14 protein-coding genes are annotated in these 16,857 nt (G+C 65.5%); 9 read left to right on the top strand and 5 right to left on the bottom strand.

Going from position 1 to position 16,857, the window contains the following annotated elements:
• Positions 1 to 52: 52 nt before the first annotated feature.
• Both IVB40_RS27515 and IVB40_RS27520 read right to left on the bottom strand, forming a co-directional pair.
• A complete protein-coding gene (locus tag IVB40_RS27515) occupies positions 53 to 2,062 on the bottom strand; it encodes a methyl-accepting chemotaxis protein (RefSeq protein ID WP_247816865.1) in 2,010 nt (669 codons plus the stop codon).
• Between the two features lie 338 nt (positions 2,063 to 2,400).
• Positions 2,401 to 2,844, bottom strand: coding sequence for a nuclear transport factor 2 family protein (locus tag IVB40_RS27520; RefSeq protein ID WP_247816866.1), 444 nt, complete (start codon positions 2,842 to 2,844; stop codon positions 2,401 to 2,403).
• Positions 2,845 to 2,934: 90 nt separating this feature from the next.
• Here IVB40_RS27520 and IVB40_RS27525 point away from each other — a divergent pair, with 90 nt between their 5' ends.
• Positions 2,935 to 3,855: a LysR family transcriptional regulator gene (locus IVB40_RS27525; RefSeq protein ID WP_247816867.1), complete on the top strand. Its 921-nt coding sequence runs from the start codon at positions 2,935 to 2,937 to the stop codon at positions 3,853 to 3,855.
• An 82-nt stretch (positions 3,856 to 3,937) separates the two neighbouring features.
• Here the strand turns inward: IVB40_RS27525 and IVB40_RS27530 are convergent, their stop codons facing one another.
• Positions 3,938 to 4,558, bottom strand: coding sequence for a glutathione S-transferase family protein (locus tag IVB40_RS27530; RefSeq protein ID WP_027568589.1), 621 nt, complete (start codon positions 4,556 to 4,558; stop codon positions 3,938 to 3,940).
• A 128-nt stretch (positions 4,559 to 4,686) separates the two neighbouring features.
• Between IVB40_RS27530 and IVB40_RS27535 the strand changes: the two genes are divergently transcribed.
• Entirely contained in the window at positions 4,687 to 5,964 is a 1,278-nt protein-coding gene (locus IVB40_RS27535) for a flavin-dependent oxidoreductase (protein ID WP_247399868.1), read from the top strand.
• 207 nt (positions 5,965 to 6,171) lie between these two features.
• Here IVB40_RS27535 and IVB40_RS27540 read toward each other — a convergent pair whose 3' ends face one another.
• Both IVB40_RS27540 and mutY read right to left on the bottom strand, forming a co-directional pair.
• Positions 6,172 to 6,594 carry a PaaI family thioesterase gene (locus IVB40_RS27540; protein ID WP_247291238.1) on the bottom strand — a complete coding sequence of 141 codons (423 nt, stop codon included), beginning with the start codon at positions 6,592 to 6,594 and terminating at the stop codon, positions 6,172 to 6,174.
• A 68-nt stretch (positions 6,595 to 6,662) separates the two neighbouring features.
• Entirely contained in the window at positions 6,663 to 7,763 is a 1,101-nt protein-coding gene (gene mutY, locus IVB40_RS27545; RefSeq protein WP_247816868.1) for an A/G-specific adenine glycosylase, read from the bottom strand.
• A 122-nt stretch (positions 7,764 to 7,885) separates the two neighbouring features.
• On the opposite strand from mutY, the gene IVB40_RS27550 reads away from it, so the two are divergent.
• The 7 genes from IVB40_RS27550 (at position 7,886) to IVB40_RS27580 (ending at position 16,798) form a co-directional block, all read left to right on the top strand.
• On the top strand, positions 7,886 to 8,380 hold the full coding sequence (locus IVB40_RS27550) for a DciA family protein (protein WP_247816869.1): 495 nt from the start codon (positions 7,886 to 7,888) through the stop codon (positions 8,378 to 8,380).
• A 127-nt stretch (positions 8,381 to 8,507) separates the two neighbouring features.
• A complete protein-coding gene (locus IVB40_RS27555) occupies positions 8,508 to 9,182 on the top strand; it encodes a DsbA family protein (protein WP_018454930.1) in 675 nt (224 codons plus the stop codon).
• A 217-nt stretch (positions 9,183 to 9,399) separates the two neighbouring features.
• Positions 9,400 to 12,864 carry a chromosome segregation protein SMC gene (gene smc, locus IVB40_RS27560; protein WP_247816870.1) on the top strand — a complete coding sequence of 1,155 codons (3,465 nt, stop codon included), beginning with the start codon at positions 9,400 to 9,402 and terminating at the stop codon, positions 12,862 to 12,864.
• 57 nt (positions 12,865 to 12,921) lie between these two features.
• Positions 12,922 to 13,899: a small ribosomal subunit Rsm22 family protein gene (locus IVB40_RS27565; RefSeq protein ID WP_247816871.1), complete on the top strand. Its 978-nt coding sequence runs from the start codon at positions 12,922 to 12,924 to the stop codon at positions 13,897 to 13,899.
• A gap of 138 nt (positions 13,900 to 14,037) precedes the next feature.
• On the top strand, positions 14,038 to 14,598 hold the full coding sequence (locus tag IVB40_RS27570) for a LemA family protein (RefSeq protein ID WP_247816872.1): 561 nt from the start codon (positions 14,038 to 14,040) through the stop codon (positions 14,596 to 14,598).
• A gap of 32 nt (positions 14,599 to 14,630) precedes the next feature.
• Positions 14,631 to 15,845: a M48 family metallopeptidase gene (locus IVB40_RS27575; RefSeq protein WP_247816873.1), complete on the top strand. Its 1,215-nt coding sequence runs from the start codon at positions 14,631 to 14,633 to the stop codon at positions 15,843 to 15,845.
• A 203-nt stretch (positions 15,846 to 16,048) separates the two neighbouring features.
• Positions 16,049 to 16,798 carry a hypothetical protein gene (locus IVB40_RS27580; protein WP_247816874.1) on the top strand — a complete coding sequence of 250 codons (750 nt, stop codon included), beginning with the start codon at positions 16,049 to 16,051 and terminating at the stop codon, positions 16,796 to 16,798.
• The last annotated feature ends 59 nt before the right edge of the window (positions 16,799 to 16,857 follow it).

Here is a 16,857-nt window from a genome sequence, read left to right on the forward strand (position 1 = left end):
CCGGTCACAACGCGAGGCCACGCGCATGCGCGTGGCCTTTTGCTTTTGAGGCTCAGGCGGCGTGGACCGAGCTCAGGAAGTTGGCGACTTCCTGCTTCAGGCGGTTGCTGTCGGCCGACAGCGAGCGTGCCGCCGAGAGCACCTGCGAAGACGCCGAGCCGGTCTCGGAAGCCCCGCGCTGCACGTCGCCGATGTTGGACGACACGAGCTGCGTGCCCTGGGCCGCCTGCTGCACGTTGCGGGAGATCTCCTGCGTCGCCGCACCCTGCTCCTCCACGGCGGCGGCAACCGTCGACGAGATCTCCGACAGTCGCTCGATGGTGCCGCTGATCTCCCTGATCGAGCCGACCGACTCCTCCGTCGCGGCCTGGATGCCCGAAACCTGCTGGGCGATCTCACCGGTGGCCCTCGCGGTCTGCTCGGCGAGCGCCTTGACCTCCGAGGCGACCACGGCAAAGCCACGGCCGGCTTCACCCGCGCGCGCCGCCTCGATGGTGGCGTTCAGCGCCAGGAGGTTGGTCTGGCCGGCGATGGTGCTGATCAGCTCGACCACGTCGCCGATGCGGGCTGCAGCCTTGGAGAGCTCGCTGACGCGCGCGTTGGTCTTGCTCACCTGACCGACGGCTTCGCCCGCAATGCGCGCCGATTCCTGCACCTGGCGCGCGATCTCCGTCACCGAGGAGGACAACTCCTCGGTGGCGGAGGCCACCGCCTGCACATTGGCCGAGGCTTCCTGGGAGGCGGATTGCACTTCGGTGGAGAGATCCTGAGCGCGCCTCGCGGTTGCGGTCAGGGTGCCGGCCGAGCCCTCGAGCTCGTGCGATGCCAAGGATACGGTATCGACGATTTCGCCCACCGCCTGCTCGAACTGGCTGGCGAGCCGGGCCATGTCGGCCTTGCGGCCTTCGGCCTGCCGGGCCTCGGTTGCGGTCTGCTCATGGCGCAGCCTTGCCGTCTCGATCATGTTGGTCTTGAAGACGTCGATCGCCTTGGCCATGTCACCGATCTCGTCGGCCTTGCCGCGCGAAGGGATCTCGACGGCGAGATTGCCCCCGGCAAGCAGCCCCATTGCGCGCGTCATCGAGGTCAGCGGCCCCACGATGCTGCGGGCGGTCAGGAAGGCGACGATCAGTCCGAACAGGACGGCGAGACCGCCCGCAATCGCCTGGAGCGAGGTCGTGCCGTCGATCACAGCATCGGCCGCGGTGCGCGAATCCTTGTAATCCGTCTTCAAGGCCGTTTCCGTGACCTTGAGCTTGGCGATGCTCGCGGAGATGAGCGGTGCGAGATCCTTGTGGTAGATCTCGTCGGACCGCAGCATCGCGGCGGAGGTCGTTTCGAACGCGGATTTGTAGATACCGAGGGCGGTCTTCACGGGCGTCAGAGACGAGCGAAGGTCGGCCGCCTGCGGGCTCCTTTCGACGGCTGCGAGCCGCTGCACCGCCCTGTCGACATTGGTTCTGAAGGCGGTGGGGCCGTTGGTGTCGCGCAGAGCGAGGAAGCGCCAGTTCGCGATTCGAACCAGCAGGACCCGGGATTCGAGGTCCGCGACGAGCGACACCGTGTCGTCGTCGGCGGCGGCGCGGGCCACATCGACCAGCTTGGCCATCTTCACCGTCAGCTCTTCGCCGCTCGGCAACAGCGTCGCTTTGCCGGTCCGCGCCTCGTTGACGGCGTCGCCGAGACTATCACGCAGGCTTTTCATTTTGGCGATGTCGGCGATCAGATCGTTGTAGAGCTTCCGCCGCTCCTCCGAGAGGGTGCCCTTTGCTCCGAGCTGTAATAGCCCCGTCGCCGCGGTCTCTCGCTCGGCAGCCTCCCGCATCGCAGGCTCGTTGGCGTCGTAAATGTAGCGCAGATTGGCCCGCTGGATGGCCTGAAAATGGGTCGATATCTCCAGGACGCGCGCCGTGCTGTCCGACAATTTGGAGAGTTTTTCGACCTGATCCTGAACGGACCGCAAATTCCAGATGGCGACCACCGCCATCACAAGACCAACCGCCACCAAGGCCATGAAACCTGCGTACAGGCGTCCCCTGATCCGCAAACGAAAACTCGGCATTCCCACTGTCCACTCAGAAGCATGTCAATTCGGGCGGACGAACAACTCCGACGATTTATCGGGCCACCCCGGCAGCCGCGGATCGCGTTGTTCGCGGCCCACGCTGCACCGCGACACAATGGGGGACACTCGTTAATTGAACCTTCAAATTTTTCGCGCGCGCATGCGTCAGACGGCACAAGATCTGCTGATTTTATCGGCAGGTGAGCAAGGTTTTGGCGAGAGGCCCGCAGCGCCATGCAGGCCGCTGCAGCTGTTCGGCCTGCGCCAGACCCACACGCCCCTCGCCGACCGCGGCGGATGGCACCGGTCGACGGACGCGACGCCGCTCGATCCGCTCAGCTCGCGGTCCTCACGGCCGTTTGCGGAAACGGGCCGAGGGCCTTCTCGGTCAGCACCGAGTCGCAATATTCCCGGATCTCCTTGATCTTGCCGTCCTCGAGCCGAAACACGAGACAGTAGTCGTTGTCGTAGCGTACGCCTTCGGGCGTGACGTTGTCGCCCTTGGCTTCGACGACGACGACATCGCCGTCGGCGGTGAAGCGGTGGGCGACCGTCCGCGTCCGGTCGACAAGACGGGTCCGCACATAGGCGTGCAGATCGTTGAGGATCGCTTCTTTGCCCGAAAAGGTGCGCGACCAGGAGTACTGGCCGGTCACGATCCATTTGGCGTCGTCGGCAAGGCTTTCGGTGAACAAGGCGCGGTCGCGCGCAGCCGGATCGCGGCTGGCGGCGGCGGCAAAGATATCCTGCATCAGCTTCTTGTTGGCGCTCGCGCTCATGGCGGCATCTCCCTTGGTGAGAACATCGAGATCATCGCCGCCGCCTCTAAATTCTTCAAATCGATAGTGGATATGATATCTATTCGCCTCATGAATTTGAATTCGCTCGACCTCAATCTCCTGACCGCGCTCGACGCGCTGCTGCGCGAGGCCAACGTCAGCCGCGCCGCCTTGCGGATCGGGCTGTCGCAGCCGGCGGCCAGTCATGCGCTCCAGCGTCTGCGCGACATCTTTCGCGATCCGCTCCTGGTCCGCACAGGCGCGCGCATGGAGCTGACGCCGCGGGCGCAAGCCTTGCGCGCGCCGCTGGCGCAGGCGCTCGACCAGGTGCGCGGGCTGTTCCTATCGGACGAATTCGACGCGGCGCGCAGCGAGCGGCAATTCCGACTGATGATGCCGGATCTCGCGGTAGAGCTGTTGATGCCGCCCTTGATGGAAAAGGTGACGCAGGCCGCCCCCAATGTCCGAATCGACGTGGTGCCGTGGCGGGGACCGGCGATTTTCCACGCCGAGTTCGCCCGCACCATCGATCTCGTGATCTCGATCGGCAACGCCTTCAAGGGCTTTCACCGCCAGCTGCTCTACACCGACAGCGACGCGCTCGCGGTGCGGCGCGGCCATCCCGTGGCTGCGAAGCTGAAACGGCGCGAGATGTTCCTGGCCGCGCGCCATGTCGGCGTAATCATCCGCGGCCAGCCGGAGGACCTGATCGACACCTGGCTGCGCACCAAGGGCATCGACCGGCACATTTCATTGGTCGTCCCGGGCTATCTCGAAGCGCTGCACGTCGCTGCCCGCACCGACCTCGTCGCCTTCGTGCCGCACCGGCTGATCGCGGCGCTGTCCAAGCAGCTCTGCCTCGTCACGGTGACGCCGCCGCTCGACCCCGGCATCGACGAGCAGTTCATGTTCTACCCGACCCGCGCACAGATGGATCCCGGCTCGATCTGGCTCAGGCGGCTGATGTTGGAGACGGGACGCGAATTGGAGAAGAAAGGGCGCGCTGGGTAGACGCAACTTCAAAGCAAATGGTGTCGTCCCGGGTCTGCGCTTACGCTTGCCCGGGATGACAAGGGAATATGTTCCCGCGCTGCTACGCCTTCTGCGCGTCCATCACCTTGCGCACGGCGGGGCGGTCGGACATGCGCTTGAAATGATCGGCGATCTTCGGCGTCGCGTTGATGTCGACGCTATCGCCTTCGAGCCAGGTCGACAGGGTGTAGAGATAAGGATCGCAGATCGTGAACTGCTCGCCCATCACCCAGGGCCCCTTGTACATCTTCTGCTCGATCAGGGCGAAGCAGGCGCCCATGGTCTTCGGAATCATCGCCTTCATATCGGCGAACGAGCTCTCTTCGCTCGCCCAGCGCGCGCCGCGCATCTTGTGGGCATGGTTGATGTGCACGGTCGAGCAGAGGTAGGAGTTGAACGACTGCACCTGCGCGAAGTCGAAGGGATCGTCGAGCGGCGCGAGCTTCGCCTTGGGGAAGGTCTGCGCGAGATAGGCCAGCATCGCCGGGGTCTCGGTCAGGACGCCGCGATCGGTCACCAGCGCGGGCACGCGGCCTTTCGGGTTGATCGCGAGATACTCCGCGCTGTTCTGCTGGTTGGTCTTGAAGCTCAGCCGCTCGGCCGCGTAGTCGGCGCCGGCTTCTTCCAGGGTGATGTAGGTGGCGAGCGCGCAGGTGCCGGTGGCGTAGTAGAGCTTGAGCATGTCGGACCTCATTGGAAAGCCGGAAGGTAACGGCTGCGGGCCCCGAGGTCCATAGCACGAACTTCTCTTCGCAGTTGCCCACCGGCGCCCGGCTGTGCCAAGACGCCCCGAGTTGGAGGGGCTTTCCCATGACCGTACTCATCGCCGGTGGCGGCATCGGCGGGTTGACGCTTGCGCTCAGCCTGCACGGAATCGGCATTCCCGTAAAAGTGTTCGAGAGCGTCGCCGAACTGCGGCCGCTCGGCGTCGGCATCAACGTGCTGCCGCATGCGGTGCGCGAGCTGATCGAGCTCGGCCTGATGGACAAGCTCGATGCCAGCGGCGTGCGCACCCGCGAGCTTGCCTATTTCTCCAAGCACGGCAAGCCGATCTGGAGCGAGCCGCGCGGGCTGGAGGCCGGCTATAAATGGCCGCAGTTTTCGATCCATCGCGGCACGCTCCAGCAATTGCTGCTCGACACCGCGATCGAGCGCCTCGGCCGCGACAACATCCTCACCAGCCATCATCTGACCGGCTGGAGCGAAACCGCCGACGGCGTGCGCGCCGATTTTATCGACAAGGCCACCGGCAAGGCCGCGGGGACTTACGACGGCACGATCCTGATCGCCGCCGACGGCATCCATTCCGCCGCGCGAGAAAAACTCTATCCCGACGAAGGCCCGCCGATCTGGAACGGCCGCATCCTCTGGCGCGGCGTCACACCTGCAAAGGCCTTCCTCAGCGGCCGCACCATGATCATGGCCGGCCACGAGATCCTGAAATTCGTCTGCTATCCGATCTCGAAGGAACCTGACGCCGCGGGCAACCATCTGATCAACTGGGTTGCCGAGCGCCACATGCCGCCGACCTATCAATGGCGGCGCGAGGACTATAACCGCACCGCGCGCCTGGAAGAGTTCTTGCCCTGGTTCGAGAGCTGGCAGTTCGACTGGCTCGACGTGCCGGGCCTGATCAAGAACTGCCCGCACGCCTATGAATATCCGCTGGTCGATCGCGATCCGGTGTCACAATGGACCTTCGGCCGCGTCACGCTGATGGGCGACGCCGCACATCCGATGTACCCGATCGGCTCCAACGGTGCCTCGCAGGCGATCCTCGATGCCCGCACCATCACCCGCGAGATCCTGGCGCACGGCCCGACGCAAGCGGCCCTGCTCGCCTATGAGGCGGAGCGGCGGCCTGCAACCACCAGTCTCGTCCTGCTCAACCGCAAGAATGGCCCGGAGCAGGTGATGCAGCTCGTCGAGGAGCGCGCGCCGGATGGCTACAAGGTCGTCACTGACGTGCTGTCGCAACAGGAGCTGGAGGATGTTGCCGCCAACTACAAGCGCGTCGCGGGCTTCCAGGTCGAAGCGCTGAATGCGAAGCCGCCGATCGTGAGCGCGGGTGCGCGCGCGACGAAATGAGTATTCGCACCAAGCGAGACGCACGTTGATGCGCCCTCGCCCCTTGCGGGAGAGGGCAGTGACGCCGGCAGACGCAAGCTCACTTGGGTGAGGGGTCTGTCTCCGCGAGTCTAACTCTCATTTGAACTCGCCGAGACAAACCCCTCATCCGGCGCTTCGCGCCACCTTCTACCGTAAGGGGAGAAGGAAAAAAAGAGTGCGCGGCAGCTATTTGCTCACCACCCTCGCCGCCTCCAGCAACCGCTCGCTCGCGCTTGCCGTCGCCAGCAGCGTGCCGTCTTCCGCCGTCAGCTTTGCCTCGACGAACGCAATCGTCCTGCCGAGCTGCGTCACCTTGGCTTCACCGATGATCGGTCCGGGCTTTGCGGGCGCCAGGAAATTCACGGTCATGCTGATGGTGGTGGTGTAGAGCCGGCCCTCGCTCATCACCAGCACGGCGGGGCCCATCGTGTCGTCGAGCATGGCCGAGAGCATGCCGCCCTGGATGAAGCCGGCCGGATTACAGAACTCCGGCTTGCCGTCGAAGGCGAGCTTGATCCAGCCTTCCCCGGGACGGGCATCGAGCAGGCGCCACCCCAATAGCTCGGCACAGGGCGGCCTGGGAAAGTTGTCGAGCGCGGTCTTGATCATGCGAGCCTCCGTTGCCGACCACAGCTAACGCAGGCCTGCTGCCAGCATGTTGTCAGCAGGATGGGCTGCTAGGGGTCCAATCCATGCGCAATCACCTTACGCATGACGTTGGGCAATGCTTCGTCGGCGAGCGTGGCGATGGGCACCCAGCGCATGCCTGCCGGTGCCCGCGTGCGCATTACCACCTTCGCCGTGTAGACCACCAGTTCCAGCGGGAAATGCGTGAAGACGTGGGTGACCACGCCGATCTTGCGCTGCCAGCGCGAGAGCCCCTTCAGCTCGGGTGCCTGCTGTTTTGCCTTGGCATCTTCTTGCCCGGCCAGCCAATGCGATCCCGGTACCTCGGTCATGCCGCCGAGCAGACCCTTCTCGGGACGGCTGCGGACGAGAAGCTCGTCGCCGCGCGTGACAACGAAGGCGGCGCCGCGCCGTAGCGCGCCGCTCTTCTTCGGCGCCTTGCGCGGGAACGTGTCTTGCGTTCCGAGCGCGCGCGCCGTGCAGTCCTCGTTCAGCGGGCATAACGAGCAGGCCGGCTTTTTCGGCGTGCAGATCGAGGCCCCCAGATCCATCAGCGCCTGGGCGCTATCACCGGCGCGAGAATCGGCAAGCAGCGTCGCAGCCAACTCCTGAATCAGCGGCTTGGCCTGCGGGAGCTCTTCTTCAACTGCAAAGAGCCGCGAGACCACGCGTTCGATATTGCCGTCGACCGGCATGGTGCGGCGGTCGAACGCGATCGCCGCGATCGCTGCCGCCGTATAGGGCCCGATGCCCGGCAGCGCACGCAGGCCCACTTCGGTGTCGGGAAAGGCGCCGCCGTGCTCGCGCGTCACCGCGACCGCGCAGGCATGGAGATTACGGGCGCGAGAATAATAGCCGAGCCCGGCCCACATCCGCAGCACGTCGTCTTGCGAGGCCCGTCCGAGCGCGGTGACATCAGGCCAGCGCGCGACGAATTTTTCGAAATAGGGCCCGACCGCCTTCACCGTGGTCTGCTGCAGCATGATCTCGGACAGCCAGACGCGGTAAGGGTCGGATGCCTCGCCGGGCGCAGCGCGCCAGGGCAAGCGGCGGCGGTGGCGGTCGTACCATTGGAGCAGCGCGAGCGGGCGCGACGAGGTCTCCGGCGGAACTGGTTCCGATTTCGCCTTGAGGACGGATTTGGGGCTCATGTTCACACTGTAGCGGCAATGCACCGATCTCTCCACGTCGTGCCCACGCTTGTCGCGGGCATCCACGTTTTTCTTCGCGGCGAAGAGCCTGTGGCCGACGCGCCGGAGTGCTATAAGGTCCCATGTCCAAGCTTCGCCCCATGAAACCCGGTCCTATCAGCGCCAAGCCGTTGTCGCTCCTGCTCAACGACGTCTTCGCCGAGGCCTATGCCAAGCAGGGTTTTGCCGCGCGCGAGTTGGTGACGCGGTGGGCGCAGATTGCCGGACCGGAGATCGCGGCCCATGCTGAGCCGCTCAAGATGCAATGGCCGCGGCCGGTCGCGGGTCAGCCGCAGGAGCCGGCCACGCTGGTGCTGCGGGTCGAGGGGCCGATGGCGCTGGAGATCCAGCACTCCGCCGATGTGATCCTGCAGCGGGTCAACCGCTTCTTCGGCTGGAGCGCGGTCGGCAAGCTGGCCTTCCGCCAGGCTCCGCTGTCGCGCGCCCGCCGGCAGACCCGGCCCGCCCCGCCGGACGCCAAATCGGTGGCCGCGGTGGCTGAGCGCCTGGGCGACATCGAAGATGAACAATTGAAGTCGGCGCTGGCGCGCCTCGGGGCCGCCATCAAGCGAAATTGAGCCTTATTCTGCGGCCAAACTGGACCTCTCCTTGCCGCTCGCCATTGCCTCAAGCGACGTTTCAAGCTAGCGACAGGCCGTCTGAATGGGAATTTCGGGCGAGACCACGCCAATCCGGGAGCCGACCTTGATCATCACCCGCCGCGCCTTCACCTCGATGCTGTCGCTGACCGGGCTTGCCGCGCTCGCTGGGTTCTCGCCGCTGCGGTTCATCTCCGATGCCATGATCCCTGAAGCCATGGCGCAGGCGGCGGCCGGCGACGTCGCCAAGCCGGTGTCGCTGCCCGACATGGCGCTGGGCCCGAAGGACGCCGCCGTCACCATCACCGAATACGCCTCGATGACCTGTCCGCATTGCGCGGCCTTCAACGAGCAGGTGTTTCCCAAGATCAAGTCGGAATACATCGACACCGGCAAGGTGCGTTACGTCTTCCGCGAGTTCCCGCTCGACATCAAAGCCGCCGCTGGCTCGATGCTGTCACGCTGCATCGCCAATGGCGATGCGCCGAAATACTTTGCCGTCACCGACATGCTGTTCCGCCAGCAGAACGACTGGGTGGTGAAGAACACCACGGAGACCCTGACCCGGATCGGCAAGCAGGCCGGTCTGACCCAGCAGCAGGTCGAGGCCTGCCTGAAGGACCAGGCGCTGCTCGACAAGATCGCCGCCGACCAGAAATATGCCAGCGACGTTCTGAAGGTCGATTCGACGCCAACGTTCTTCGTCAACGGCGAGAAGATCAAGGGCGAGACCTCATTCGAGGAATTCGCCAAGAAGATCAATCCGCTGCTCAAGAGCTGATTCGCTCGTCAAGATTCTGATTCGCATCACGATAGCCGTATCTTTCCCGGCATAAATCCCTTGGGAAAAGCGGCTTTCGCCGGTTGCCCTCGCGGCGCACCGCGGCCATTGTCCGACCGCATGAGGCGCCTCGCGCGACTCGCCCGGATAGCGACATTGCCTTCCATGGTATTGTCCCGGCAGGGGGATTCGCGCCTGCCAACAGAGATGCGTGCTTATGAAAATCACCCGCCTGCGCCTTCACGGCTTCAAGTCCTTCGTTGAGGCCACCGACTTCGTCATCGAGCCCGGTCTGACCGGCGTGGTCGGCCCCAACGGCTGCGGCAAGTCGAATCTCGTCGAGGCGCTGCGCTGGGCGATGGGCGAGACCTCCTACAAGTCGCTGCGCGCCGCCGACATGGACGCGGTGATCTTCGCCGGCTCCGGCAATCGCCCCGCGCGCAACCACGCCGAAGTGACGATGACGATCGACAATTCCGATCGCACCGCGCCGGCGGCGATGAACGACAGCCAGCTGCTGGAAATTTCCCGCCGTATCGAGCGCGAGGCCGGCTCGGTCTACCGCATCAACGGCCGCGACGTGCGCGCCCGCGACGTGCAGATTCTGTTCGCCGATGCCGCCACCGGCGCGCGCTCGCCGGCCCTGGTCCACCAGGGCAAGATCGGCGAGATCATTCAGGCCAAGCCCGAGCAGCGCCGCCGTGTACTGGAAGACGCCGCCGGTGTCGCCGGCCTGCACGCCCGCCGCCATGAAGCCGAGCTGCGGCTCAAGGCGGCCGAAACCAATCTCACCCGCGTCGAGGACGTGATTGGCCAGCTAGCCGGGCAAATGGAAGGCCTCAAGAAGCAGGCCCGCCAGGCCGTGCGCTATCGCGAGGTCGCGGCCAAGGTCCGCAAGGCGGAAGCCACCCTGTTCCACCTGCGCTGGATCGGCGCCCATGCCGACGTCAACGAGTCCGGCCACACCCACGATCTCGCGGTCCGCGAGATGGCCGAGCGGACCCAGCACCAGGCCGAGGCCGCCCGCATCCAGGCGATTCGCGCTGCCGAAATGCCGGCGCTGCGCGATGCCGAAGCCCGCGCCGCAGCGGGGCTGCAGCGCCTGACCAACGCCCGCGAGCTGCTCGATCGCGAGGAAGAGCGCGCCAAGGAGCGCGTCGCTGAGCTCGAGCGGCGCCTCGCACAGTTCGAAGGCGACATCTCGCGTGCCCAGCAGCAGACCATGGACGCCGATGTCGCGCTGCAGCGCCTCGACGCCGAAGATGCCGAGCTGAAGGAAGAGATCAAGTCGCGCGTCGAGAAGCGCTCCGGCGTCGACGAGCGTGTCGCCGAAGCCGAGGCGGTGCTGACCGAAACCGAGCAGCAGTTCGCCGAGCTCACCACCGCGCTCGCCGACCTCACCGCCAAGCGCAATCAACTCGAAGCCAACGTTCGAACCCACCGCGACAAGCTCGCCCGGCTCGACCAGGAGATTTCGAAGGTCGCGGCGGAAGAGCAGAAGCTCACCGAGGCGACCGGCGGCTTCGGCGATCTCGACGAGCTGACCGCGACGGTCGAGAACGCCGAGCAGACACTGGCGGCCTCGGAAGCCGCGGCTCAAGCCAGCGAAGCCGCGCACGTCGCGGCGCGGCAGACGCTGGAATCCTCGCGCTCGCCGCTGGTCGAAGCCGACAAGCGCGTGCAACGGCTCGATACTGAGGCGCGCACGATCTCCAAAATCCTCAACGGCGAGACCAAGAATCTGTGGCCGCCGATCATCGACGGCATCACCGTCGACAAGGGATTTGAAAAGGCGATCGGCGCGGCGCTTGGCGACGATCTCGACGCGCCGGTCGATCCGTCCGCGCCGATGCGCTGGACCAATGCCGGCGTCACCGACGGCGATCCGGAACTGCCCGAAGGCGTCGTGCCGCTCGCCAGCCACGTGCAGGCCCCGGCCGAGCTGACCCGCCGCCTGGCGCAGATCGGCGTGGTGCCGCGCGAGCGCGGCGCCGAGCTGGTCTCGCAGCTCAAGACCGGCCAGCGGCTGGTGTCGCCCGAAGGTGACGTCTGGCGCTGGGACGGTTTTGTCGCAGCCGCCCACGCGCCGACCGGCGCAGCACGGCGGCTTGCCGAGCGCGCCCGCCTGATCGACATCGAGAACGAGCTGGAGCAGGCCCGCATCGACGCGCAGATCAAGCGTCAGGCGCTGGAGAACGCCGAGGCCGAGCTGCAGATGGCGGCCAGCACCGAAGGTGCGAGCCGCGAAGCCTGGCGCGCCGCGCAGCGCGAGCTCAACGTCGCGCGCGAGCGTCATGCCACTGTCGAGCGCGAAATCAGCCGCCACGCCGCGCGCAAGGCGACGCTGTCGGAAGCGCACAGCCGCCTGGCCGCCGACCGCGCCGAGGCCGAAGCCGCCTACGAATCCGCCGAAGCCGGGATCTCCGAGCTGCCGTCGAGCGAGGACACCGAAACCCGTCTCGCCGCCGTCCGCAGCGACATCGAAGGTCATCGCCGCATGGCCGCTCAGGTCCGCGCCGAGGCACAGGCGCTGGCGCGCGAAGCCGAGCTGGCCGACCGCCGCGTGCAGGCGATCCTCGCCGAACGCACCGAGTGGCAGAACCGCAAGGAGAGCGCCGCCTCCCACATCGACACTATCCAGGCGCGCATCGCCGAAGTCTCGATCGAGCGAAGCGACCTGGAGAACGCGCCGGCCGTGTTCGCAGAGAAGCGCAGCGCGCTAATCACCGAGATCGAATACGCCGAAAACGACCGCCGCATGGCTGCCGATGCGCTCGCCAGCGCGGAAACCGCGATGGCCGAAACCGATCGCGTCGCCAAGCTGACGCTGGAGGCGCTGTCGAGCTCGCGCGAGGCCACCGCCCGCGCCGAGGAGCGCATGCAAGGCGCGCGGCGCCGGCTCGAGGACATCGAGCGCGAGATCCGCGACATGCTGGAAGTCGAGCCGCAGGCCGTTGCCGGCCTCGCCGAGATCGAACCCGGCGCCGAGCTGCCGCCGCTGCACGACATCGAGGAAGACCTCGAAAAAATGCGCCGCGATCGCGAGCGCCTGGGGGCTGTCAATTTGCGCGCCGAGGAAGAGCTGCGCGAGGTCGAGACCCAGCACAACGGTCTGGTCACCGAGCGCGACGACCTTGTCGAGGCCATCAAGCGGTTGCGCCAGGGCATCCAGAGCCTCAACAAGGAGGCGCGCGAGCGGCTCCTGACCTCGTTCGAGGTCGTCAACAACCACTTCAAGCGCCTGTTCGTCGAGCTGTTCGGCGGCGGCGAAGCCGCGCTGCATTTGATCGAGAGCGATGACCCTCTTGAAGCCGGCCTCGAAATCATCGCCAAGCCGCCGGGCAAGAAGCCGCAGACGCTGTCGCTGCTCTCCGGCGGTGAGCAGGCGTTGACCGCGATGGCGCTGATCTTCGCGGTGTTCCTCACCAATCCTTCGCCGATCTGCGTGCTGGACGAAGTCGACGCGCCGCTCGACGACCACAACGTCGAGCGCTATTGCAACCTGTTGCACGAGATGACCGCCTCGACCGACACGCGCTTCATCATCATCACCCACAACCCGATCACGATGGCGCGGATGAACCGCCTGTTCGGCGTCACCATGGCCGAACGCGGCGTCTCGCAGCTGGTGTCGGTGAACCTGCAAGAGGCGGTGGATATTCTCGACCAGAACGTGGCGTGAGCTTCCGGTCGTTCCACACCCATTGACGTCGTCATCCGCGAAAGCGGATGATCAAACATGATCTCTCCGACTCTCCCCGCCGAACTGAAAGCGGCGCTCGACGGTAAGCTGCAGGGCTTTTCCCGCACCGACGCTGCGCAGCGATCGCAGAAGATCTCCACCACCTACCGCGCAGGCGGTGGCTCCGGCACGATCAAGTCGGAGGCGGATGCGCTCGCCTATGCGCTCGCGCGCATGCCGGCGACCTACGCGGCGGTGGCGGCCTGTCTGAATGCGCTGATCGAGATCGTACCGGACCTCGCTCCGGAAACACTGCTCGACGTCGGCGCAGGTCCGGGCACCGCGAGCTGGGCCGCGGCGGAGGCGTTCTCCTCGCTGCAGGATTTCACCCTGCTCGACGCTAACGCCAGGCTCAGCCGTCTCGCGCTCGAACTGGCGCGCGACAGCACGCGTTTGGCGGATTGCCGCTATCTGCCGGGCGATGCCGGCGCGAACCTCGCCGAGGTCTCGCAAGCCGATCTCGTCGTCGCGAGTTATGTCATCGGCGAGCTCAGCGAGAGCGATCAACGCAAGCTCGCGGAAGCGATGTGGGCGAAAGCGCGCCACGCGCTGGTCGTGATCGAGCCCGGCACGCCCGCCGGCTACGCGCGCATCCTCGCTTTGCGCCAGCAACTGATCGCGGCGGGCGCCTACGTCGCCGCACCCTGCCCACATGAAAAGCCGTGTCCGCTGGCGGCGCCGGACTGGTGCCATTTCTCCCAGCGCTTGCCGCGCTCGCAGGCTCACCGCCAGATCAAGGGCGCCGAGGTGCCGTTCGAGGACGAGCGCTTCATCTACGTGGCGCTGACCCGTACGCCGCCCGCAACCCGCGCCGCGCGCGTGCTGGCGCCGCCGGATATCGGCAAGGCCGAGATCACGGCCAAGGTCTGCACCGGGAAAGGCCTCGCGATCACGAAGGTGCCGCGCCGTGACAAGGCCGCCTATGCGAGCGCCCGGCGCTGGCGCTGGGGCGATGCCGCCATTGCCGAAAGTTAACCTCCTCCGGCTCTTTCATCTTGAACTCGGATAGCCCCTCATCCGACCAAATCCTACCTTTCCTCTGCGCCGGGCTCTCGCTCCGCGCCAATTTGGTCTACCCTAGCGCCCGCCTTCTTCCCCCTTCAGGAGTTCTCCATGTCGACCGGCTGGATCGTTCTCGGCGTTATCGCTGTCCTCGTGTTCTTTGCCTTCGCCGCCTACAACCGGCTGGTGGCGCTGGGTCAACGCGTCGGCCAAGCCTTTGCCGACGTCGACGTGCAGCTCAAGCAGCGCCACGATCTGATCCCGAACCTGGTCGAGACGGTGAAGGGCTATGCCTCGCATGAGCGCGGCACGCTCGACGACGTCATCAAGGCGCGCAATTCGGCGATGTCGGCGCAGGGACCGGCGCAGGTGTCCGCGGCCGAGACCCAGCTCTCCGGCGCGCTCGGCCGGCTGATCGCGCTGTCGGAGGCCTATCCCGACCTCAAGGCCAATGCCAATTTCCAGCAGCTCGCCAGCGAGCTGTCCGACCTCGAGAACAAGATCGCGGCCAGCCGCCGCTTCTTCAACAACGCGGTCCAGGAATACAACACCGGCATCCAGCAGATGCCCGCCGCTCTGTTCGCCGGCATGTTCGGCTTCACCAAAAAGGACTTCTTCGATCTCGGCGCCAGCCGCACCGAGGTCGAGGCCACGCCGCAGGTGAAGTTCTGAGTTGAGTCGATAGGCCGGCAGGGCATCGCGTCATGGCCGCGTATGGTCTCTACACGCACATCGCCTCGAACAAGTTTCGTTCGATGCTGCTGCTCGCCGGCCTGTTCGCGCTGGTCTATGTGCTGGTCTATGCCGGCGCGCTGATCGCCGAAGTCGTCATCAACGGCGACGAGACCGTCGTCCATTATCTGAGACGCGCCTTCTATGATCTGAAAGTCGCCGCACCGGTTGCGACCGTCGTGGCAGCGGCCTGGATCGTGATCGCCTATTTTTTCCACCAGTCGATGATCGATGCGGTGACCGGCGGCCACGACGTCACCCGGCAGCAAGAGCCTCGGCTCTATAATCTGCTCGAAAACCTCTGCATCTCGCGCGGCATCACGATGCCGAAGCTGAAGATCATGGAGAGCCCGGCGCTTAACGCGTTCGCGACCGGCCTCAACCCGCGGCAATATTCGGTCACCGTCACCACCGGTCTCCTCGATGCGCTCGACGACAAGGAGATCGAGGCGGTGCTGGGCCATGAGCTGACCCACATCAAGAACGGCGACGTGCAGCTCATGGTGGTCGCCGTCATCATCGCGGGTGTGGTCGGGTTCTTCGGCGAACTGTTCTTCCGTCTGTTCACGAATTTCAGCTGGGGCTCCGGCGGCTCGTGGTCGTCGGGCTCCTCCTCGTCGTCACGATCGTCCTCGTCGTCGAGCGACAGCAAGAGTTCGGGGGGCGGCGCGGTGATCGTCATCATCATCGCGGTCGTGCTGATCGTGGTGGCCTGGCTGTTGTCGCAGGTGGTGAAGCTCGCGTTGTCGCGCTCGCGGGAATATCTCGCGGACGCGGGCTCCGTCGAGCTGACGAAAAACCCGGACGCCATGATCTCGGCACTGCGCAAGATCGAGAACCGCGGCGAACTACCGGGCGCAACCTCGGCAGTGATGGAGCTCTGCGTCGACAATCCGCGCGAGGGGTTTGCCGATTTGTTCGCGACCCACCCTTCAGTGCAGTCCCGGGTCGATGCGCTGGTCAAGTTCGCCGGCGGCCATGATCCCGGCCCGCTGCCGCCTCCCGCCGACGGGACCGAGGAGCCGGACACGCAGGCCGACCGGCCGGACGCCCCACCGGCGCTGCGGCAGGGTCCCTGGAATGACGCTGACGGCGCGGCCAATCCGCCGCCGGTGCCCGCACCCAGCTCAGCCAATCCCGTGCGCAATCCCTTGGGCAATCCCTTGGGTCCTTGGGGCCGCCATTGAGCGTGATTTGACGCCATGCGCGGCGGGTTTCGTCGCGATTGGGAAAAACCTCGGGAATTGCCGTAACTGGGGTCTGCGGAATTGAATTCTCCCTTGTTTCTGCCATGTTCGCGCCCAACAGCAGACTTGGGACATCTTTGCGACATCGATTTGGGGCCCGGCCGATTGCGACTTCGCGATCGGGGGCGCGTTAGGGGACAGCAATGGCAAAGCCGGCAGTGGTTGTGGTGGGCGCAGACAAGGGCGGGGTCGGCAAGACCACCGTGTCGCGCACCCTGCTCGATTATTTTTCCGCCAACAACGTGCCGACGCGCGCCTTCGACACCGAGTCGCCGCGCGGAACCCTGAAGCGCTTCCACCCTGACATCACCGAGATCGTCGACATGACGACGACGTCGGACCAGATGAAGATCTTCGATACGCTCAACGCGACGAGCCCGTCGGTTACCGTGATCGACGTCCGCGCCGGCCTGCTCTCGCCGGCGCTCGCCTCCTTGCGCGACATCGGTTTCCTCGACGCCGCCAAGGCCGGCCAGATCACCTTTGCCGTGTTCCACATCCTCGGACCCTCGATCGCCTCTCTGGACGAAATCGCCGAGACCGCAGGCTTCATGGGGGGCGCGAAATATTTCCTAGTCAAGAACTTCATCAACGATACCCAGTTCTTCCAGTGGGACCAGGCGACTTACCAGTCGTATTTCAACCGCATCAAGGACGCGACCGAGCTGACCATCCCCAAGCTCAACGAAATGGCCTATGAGCAGGTCGAGGTGTCCTCCGTCCCGTTCCTGAAATTCGTCGCCAACAAGGGCATCAACGACGAGGCAGCGAACTATTCGTTCGTGCTGCGCGGCTATGTCCGGCATTGGCTTGCGAACGTCTGGAGCGAATTCGACCGGATCCGGCTGACCGATATCGTCGGCTCGACGAAATCCGGGAGCCGCAACAGCTAAAAATAGTTGCGCAAGCCGGGCGGATACGGCTGGATTGGTCGCCAAGTTCGACTGATATA

Source organism: Bradyrhizobium sp. 40, from assembly GCF_023100925.1.
GTDB lineage: Bacteria > Pseudomonadota > Alphaproteobacteria > Rhizobiales > Xanthobacteraceae > Bradyrhizobium.

What these genes read in the sequence shown, in the direction of transcription:
- IVB40_RS27515 (WP_247816865.1), bottom strand. Translation starts at nt 2,062, where the DNA reads ATGCCGAGTTTTCGTTTGCGGATCAGGGGACGCCTGTACGCAGGTTTC.
- IVB40_RS27520 (WP_247816866.1), bottom strand. Translation starts at nt 2,844, where the DNA reads ATGAGCGCGAGCGCCAACAAGAAGCTGATGCAGGATATCTTTGCCGCC.
- IVB40_RS27525 (WP_247816867.1), top strand. Translation starts at nt 2,935, where the DNA reads ATGAATTTGAATTCGCTCGACCTCAATCTCCTGACCGCGCTCGACGCG.
- IVB40_RS27530 (WP_027568589.1), bottom strand. Translation starts at nt 4,558, where the DNA reads ATGCTCAAGCTCTACTACGCCACCGGCACCTGCGCGCTCGCCACCTAC.
- IVB40_RS27535 (WP_247399868.1), top strand. Translation starts at nt 4,687, where the DNA reads ATGACCGTACTCATCGCCGGTGGCGGCATCGGCGGGTTGACGCTTGCG.
- IVB40_RS27540 (WP_247291238.1), bottom strand. Translation starts at nt 6,594, where the DNA reads ATGATCAAGACCGCGCTCGACAACTTTCCCAGGCCGCCCTGTGCCGAG.
- mutY (WP_247816868.1), bottom strand. Translation starts at nt 7,763, where the DNA reads ATGAGCCCCAAATCCGTCCTCAAGGCGAAATCGGAACCAGTTCCGCCG.
- IVB40_RS27550 (WP_247816869.1), top strand. Translation starts at nt 7,886, where the DNA reads ATGTCCAAGCTTCGCCCCATGAAACCCGGTCCTATCAGCGCCAAGCCG.
- smc (WP_247816870.1), top strand. Translation starts at nt 9,400, where the DNA reads ATGAAAATCACCCGCCTGCGCCTTCACGGCTTCAAGTCCTTCGTTGAG.
- IVB40_RS27565 (WP_247816871.1), top strand. Translation starts at nt 12,922, where the DNA reads ATGATCTCTCCGACTCTCCCCGCCGAACTGAAAGCGGCGCTCGACGGT.
- IVB40_RS27570 (WP_247816872.1), top strand. Translation starts at nt 14,038, where the DNA reads ATGTCGACCGGCTGGATCGTTCTCGGCGTTATCGCTGTCCTCGTGTTC.
- IVB40_RS27575 (WP_247816873.1), top strand. Translation starts at nt 14,631, where the DNA reads ATGGCCGCGTATGGTCTCTACACGCACATCGCCTCGAACAAGTTTCGT.
- IVB40_RS27580 (WP_247816874.1), top strand. Translation starts at nt 16,049, where the DNA reads ATGGCAAAGCCGGCAGTGGTTGTGGTGGGCGCAGACAAGGGCGGGGTC.